This is a genomic window from Azospirillum formosense (genome assembly GCF_013340925.1).
In the GTDB taxonomy this organism is placed as follows: domain Bacteria; phylum Pseudomonadota; class Alphaproteobacteria; order Azospirillales; family Azospirillaceae; genus Azospirillum; species Azospirillum formosense.
Genome location: NZ_WHOR01000344.1, coordinates 1 through 5,033, shown reverse-complemented (window position 1 = coordinate 5,033; position 5,033 = coordinate 1). Strand labels below are relative to the sequence as shown.

At 71.1% G+C, this 5,033-nt stretch carries 6 protein-coding genes; all 6 read left to right on the top strand.

Annotation, left to right across the window (positions count from 1 at the left end; translation table 11 throughout):
- Positions 1 to 681: ATP-binding cassette domain-containing protein (locus tag GBZ26_RS26740; protein ID WP_174441428.1), on the top strand; the 681-nt coding region annotated here is incomplete at its 5' end.
- A 115-nt stretch (positions 682 to 796) separates the two neighbouring features.
- Positions 797 to 1,945, top strand: coding sequence for an ABC transporter permease (locus GBZ26_RS26735; RefSeq protein WP_174441427.1), 1,149 nt, complete (start codon positions 797 to 799; stop codon positions 1,943 to 1,945).
- Positions 1,938 to 2,912 carry an ABC transporter permease gene (locus tag GBZ26_RS26730; RefSeq protein ID WP_174441426.1) on the top strand — a complete coding sequence of 325 codons (975 nt, stop codon included), beginning with the start codon at positions 1,938 to 1,940 and terminating at the stop codon, positions 2,910 to 2,912. The genes GBZ26_RS26735 and GBZ26_RS26730 overlap by 8 nt, the downstream gene beginning before the upstream one ends.
- Complete coding sequence (gene cdd, locus GBZ26_RS26725) at positions 2,912 to 3,340, top strand: cytidine deaminase (protein ID WP_174441425.1); 429 nt, start codon at positions 2,912 to 2,914, stop codon at positions 3,338 to 3,340. Before GBZ26_RS26730 ends, cdd begins: the two co-directional genes overlap by 1 nt.
- Before the next feature lie 15 nt (positions 3,341 to 3,355).
- Positions 3,356 to 4,189 (top strand): purine-nucleoside phosphorylase, encoded by an 834-nt coding sequence (locus GBZ26_RS26720; protein ID WP_174441424.1) that lies wholly within the window; start codon positions 3,356 to 3,358, stop codon positions 4,187 to 4,189.
- A partial coding sequence (gene deoC, locus GBZ26_RS26715; RefSeq protein ID WP_247884919.1) for a deoxyribose-phosphate aldolase occupies positions 4,186 to 5,033 on the top strand: 848 nt, incomplete at its 3' end. The genes GBZ26_RS26720 and deoC, both read left to right, overlap by 4 nt.

Genomic DNA, 5,033 nt, shown 5'->3' with positions numbered 1-5,033 from the left:
GGGGAGATCGTCGGCATCGCCGGCGTGTCGGGCAACGGCCAGTCCGAGCTGCTGGAGGCGCTGGCCGGCATGCGCCCGCCGGCGGGCGGCTCCGTCCGCCTGCGCGGGGAGGAGTTGACCGACCGGCCCGACCGCTTCACCGCGCGGGGGCTGCGCGCGCTCGGCGTCGGCCATGTGCCGGAGGACCGGCAGCGGGTCGGCCTCGTCACGAGCTTCGAGGCGCAGGAATGCGCGATCCTCGGCCACCAGGGCGATCCGGCCTTCAACGGGCGGCTGCTGATGGACCGCCGCGCTTTGTTCGACCGCTGCGCCGCCGAGATGGACGCCTACGACGTGCGCCCGCGCGACCCGCGCCTGCCCGCCGCCAACTTCTCCGGCGGCAACCAGCAGAAGATCGTCCTGGCCCGCGAGATGGAGCGGAACCCCGACCTGCTGCTGGTCGGCCAGCCCACCCGCGGCGTGGACATCGGCGCCATCGAGTTCATCCACCGCCGTCTGGTGGCTCTGCGCGACCAGGGCAAGGCGATTCTGCTGGTGTCGGTGGAACTGGACGAGATCCGCGCGCTGTCCGACCGCATCCTGGTCATGTTCGATGGCCGTCTGGTCGGCGAGGTCGCCCCTGAGGAGGCGGACGAGCGGCGTCTCGGCCTGATGATGGCCGGGGTGGCGGAGGCAGCGTAAGGTTGACCCCGAACGCTCCCGCTTGCGCTGAACGGTGGCGCGGGGCACTTTCCTGTGGGCAAGGACGTTCGGGCCGTCCGGCTTGTGAACGGAAATCTCCACGGATGGAGCCGGGATGGCGCAGGACGCGGCGCAGGGGGTGACGAGCCGGGGCTTCGGCCGGCCGGGCGAGGTGCCCGGCTGGGTCGGCTACGCGCTCCTGCCGCTGCTGAACCTGCTCGCCGCCCTCGTCCTGTCCGGGCTGGTCATCCTGGTGATCGGCGAGAATCCGCTGGACGTGCTGGCGCTGCTGGTGACCGAGGCGGTCGGCTATCCCGAGGCCATCGGCTACACCCTCTATTACACGACCAGCTACATCTTCACCGGGCTGGCGGTCGCCATCGCCTTCCACTGCGGGCTGTTCAACATCGGCGGGGAAGGGCAGGCCTATCTCGGCGGGCTAGGGGCTGGGCTGGTCGGGCTGGCAATGACCGGCTGGCCCTGGCCGGTGGCGGCGCTGGGCGCGGTCGCCCTGTCGGCGCTGTTCGGGGCGGCCTGGGCGGCGATCCCCGGCTGGCTCCAGGCCAAGCGCGGCAGCCACATCGTCATCACGACGATCATGTTCAACTTCATCGCCGCCGCGATCATGACCTATCTGCTGGTGGACGTGCTGATCCGCCCCGGATCGCAGTCGCCGGAAACGCGGGAGTTCGGTCCCGGCGTCTGGCTGCCGACCATGGACCGGGCGCTGGGCTGGATCGGCGTCGCCATCCCGGCCTCGCCGCTGAACCTGTCCTTCCTGTGGGCGCTGGCCTGCTGCGCGCTGTTTTACCTGTTCGTGTGGCGGACCCGCTGGGGCTACGAGATCCGCACGGTCGGGCGGAACGAGCGGGCAGCGGTCTATGCCGGCATCTCCCCGGCGCGGAACATCATCCTGGCCATGGCCATCTCCGGGGCGCTTGCCGGCTTCGTCGGCGTGAACGAGATCATGGGGGTGCAGCACCGCATTCTGCTGAACTTCACCGGCGGGGTGGGCTTCGTCGGCATCGCCGTGGCGCTGATGGGGCGCAACCATCCGGTGGGAATCATCCTGGCGGCTCTGCTGTTCGGCGTGCTGGCACAGGGGGGCGGGCAGGTGTCCTTCGAATACCCCACCGTGAACCGGGAGCTGGTGATGGTCATCCAGGGGCTCGTCATCCTCTTCGCCGGGGCGCTGGAGAACCTGTTCAAGCCGCGGGTCGAGGCGCTGTTCCGCCGCGGCGGTGGAGGGGCGGCGCATGGATGACGCCCTGCTCGTCGTCCTGCTGCTGGCCGACGCCACCATCCGCGTGGCGACTCCGCTGGTGCTGGCCGCCTTCGCGGCGCTCTACAGCGAGCGGGCGGGGGTGGTGGACATCGGGCTGGAGGGCAAGATGCTGGCCGGCGCCTTCTTCGCCGCCGCCGTCGCGTCGTCCACCGGCAGTCCTTGGCTGGGGCTGGGCGCCGCCGTCGCGGCCTCGGTGGCGCTGGCGCTGGTCCATGGATTCGCCTGCATCACCCACAAGGGCAACCAGGTGGTGTCGGGCATGGCGATCAACATCCTGGTCGCCGGGCTGGCGCCGACCCTGGCCTACGCCTGGTTCCGCCAGGGCGGCCAGACCCCGCTGCTGCCGGGGGAGGCGCGGCTGCCGCAAATCCATCTGCCGGGGGTGGAGGCGCTGTCCGGGATTCCGGTCCTCGGCCCCGTCTACCGGGAGCTGATCGACGACGCCAACGTGCTGATCTGGCTGACCGTCCTCCTGGTGGTGGCGACCCACTGGCTGTTCACCCGCTCCCGCTTCGGGCTGCGGCTGCGCGCGGTGGGGGAGAACCCCGCGGCTGTCGACACGGCGGGCCTGTCGGTCACGCGGCTGCGCTATCAGGCGGTGATCGTCACCGGGGTGCTGACCGGCGTCGCCGGCGCCTATCTGTCCACCGCCCACGGCGCCGGCTTCGTGCGCGACATGACCGCGGGCAAGGGCTATCTGGCGCTGGCCGCGCTGATCTTCGGGAAATGGCGGCCCTGGCCGACGCTGTTCGCCTGCCTGCTGTTCGCCTTCACCGACGCGGTGCAGGTGCGCCTGCAAGGCGTGCCGCTGCCGGTGGTGGGGGTGATCCCGGTGCAGTTCATCCAGATGCTGCCCTATGTGCTGACCGTGCTCCTGCTCGCCGGCTTCGTCGGCCGGGCGGTGGCGCCGAGGGCCAGCGGCGTCCCCTATGTGAAGGAGCGGTGATGAACAACCCGCAGGAATCCCCGATCGCCGACTCCCTGATTGCCGCTGCCCGCGACGCGATGGCGCAGGCCTACGCGCCCTATTCTCATTTTTCGGTCGGTGCGGCCATTTTGGGCGAATCCGGGCGCATCCACGCCGGGGCGAATGTGGAGAACGCCGCTTACCCGCAGGGCCAGTGCGCCGAGGCCTCGGCCATCGGGGCGATGATCCTGGCCGGGGACCGCAGCGTTCGGGCGATCGTCGTGATGGGCGGCCAGCCCGGCGACGGTCGGCTCTGCACACCCTGCGGCGGCTGCCGCCAGCGGCTGCGCGAATTCGCCAAACCCGACACGCCGATTCACGTCTGTGGACCGGAAGGGCTCCGTCGCACGTTTACGTTGGAGGAACTGCTGCCGCACTCCTTCGGCCCCGACAATCTCGATTTCTGAGGGGAACTGACCGCCATGACCGCCGCACGCGCCGCCGCGGAAATCCTGCACCGGGTCCCCGGCTTCCGCCCGCGGGTGGGGATCGTGCTCGGCTCCGGCCTGGGCGGGGTCGCCGACCGGATCGAGGGGGCGACCGTCATGCCCTACGGCGACCTGCCCGGCTTCCCGCTGCCCAGCGTGGAGGGGCACATGGGCCGGCTGGTGCTGGGTCGTCTCGGCGGCCAGCCCGTCGCCTGCATGCAGGGCCGCGTCCACGCCTATGAGGGCAACGGCTTCGACGCGCTGAAGACGGCGGTCCGCGCGCTGAAGCTGGCCGGCTGCGACACGCTGGTGCTGACCTGCGCCGCCGGCTCCCTGCGGGTGGAGGTCGGGCCGGGGCGGCTGATGGCGATTTCCGACCACATCAACATGCTGGGCGCCAACCCGCTGACCGGCCCCAATGAGGACAGCTTCGGGCCGCGCTTTCCCAGCATGACCGACGCCTGGGACCCCACCCTGCGCGCGCTGATGCGGCGCCGGGCGCTGGAGCTGAACATCGATCTGGTCGAGGGCGTGTACGCCGCCTATCCCGGCCCTTCCTTCGAGACGCCGGCCGAGGTCCGGATGTTGAAGGTCCTGGGGGCGGACGCGGTCGGCATGTCCACGGTGCCCGAATGCATCGTCGCGCGGCATTGCGGCCTTCGGGTCGTGGGCTGCGCGGTCATCACCAACCTGGGCGTGGGACTCGGCGACGGGCCGGTGGACCATGACCAGACCCTGCGCGCCGCCTCGGCCGCCGCCTTCGATCTGGAGCGGCTGCTGACCGGCTTTCTCGACGGGCTGAACATAGACGAAGGACGCCGGTCATGAAACTTCCCGCCGATCTGCAACGGGCGCTCGACACCGCGGCCGCCGTCAAGGCCGACGCCAAGGGGGCCGGCCGGGCCATCGGCCTGCTCGACCTGACCAGCCTGAACGACGACGACACCGACCAGACGGTGGAGGCGCTGTGCAAGCGCGCCGTCACCCCCGCCGGCAAGGTCGCCGCGGTGTGCGTCTGGCCGCGCTTCGTCAAGACCGCGCGCAAGGCGCTGAAGGGCAGCGGCGTCAGGATCGCCACCGTCGTCAACTTCCCCTCGGGCGAGGCCGACGCGGCGACGGTGGCGGCGGAGACCAGGGTGGCCATCAAGGACGGCGCGAACGAGATCGACGTCGTGCTTCCCTACCGCGCTTTCATCGATGGCGCACGCACCCAGCCGATGAACGTGATCCGTGCCTGCCGCGAGGCCTGCGGGACCGACGTGACGATGAAGGTGATCCTGGAGTCCGGCTGCTTTCCCGACCCGGAGCTGCTGGCCTGGGCGGCCCGCGACTCCATCGCCGCCGGGGCGGATTTCCTGAAGACCTCCACCGGCAAGGTGCAGCCGGCCGCGACGCTGGAGGCGGCGGCGCTGCTGCTGCACGTCATCCATGAGTCGGGCAAGCCGGTGGGCTTCAAGGCCGCGGGCGGCATCCGCGACGCCGACGGGGCGGCGGCCTTCCTGGCGCTCGCCGCCACGATCCAGGGCAAGGGCTGGGCCAAGCCGGACACCTTCCGCTTCGGCGCGTCGGCGCTGCTGGACTCGCTGCTCGCCGCCGCCGGTCATGGCGGCATGGGCGAAGGGAAGGGCGAAGGCACGGGCGGGGAAGACGGTGTCTCCGTACCCCATCTGAC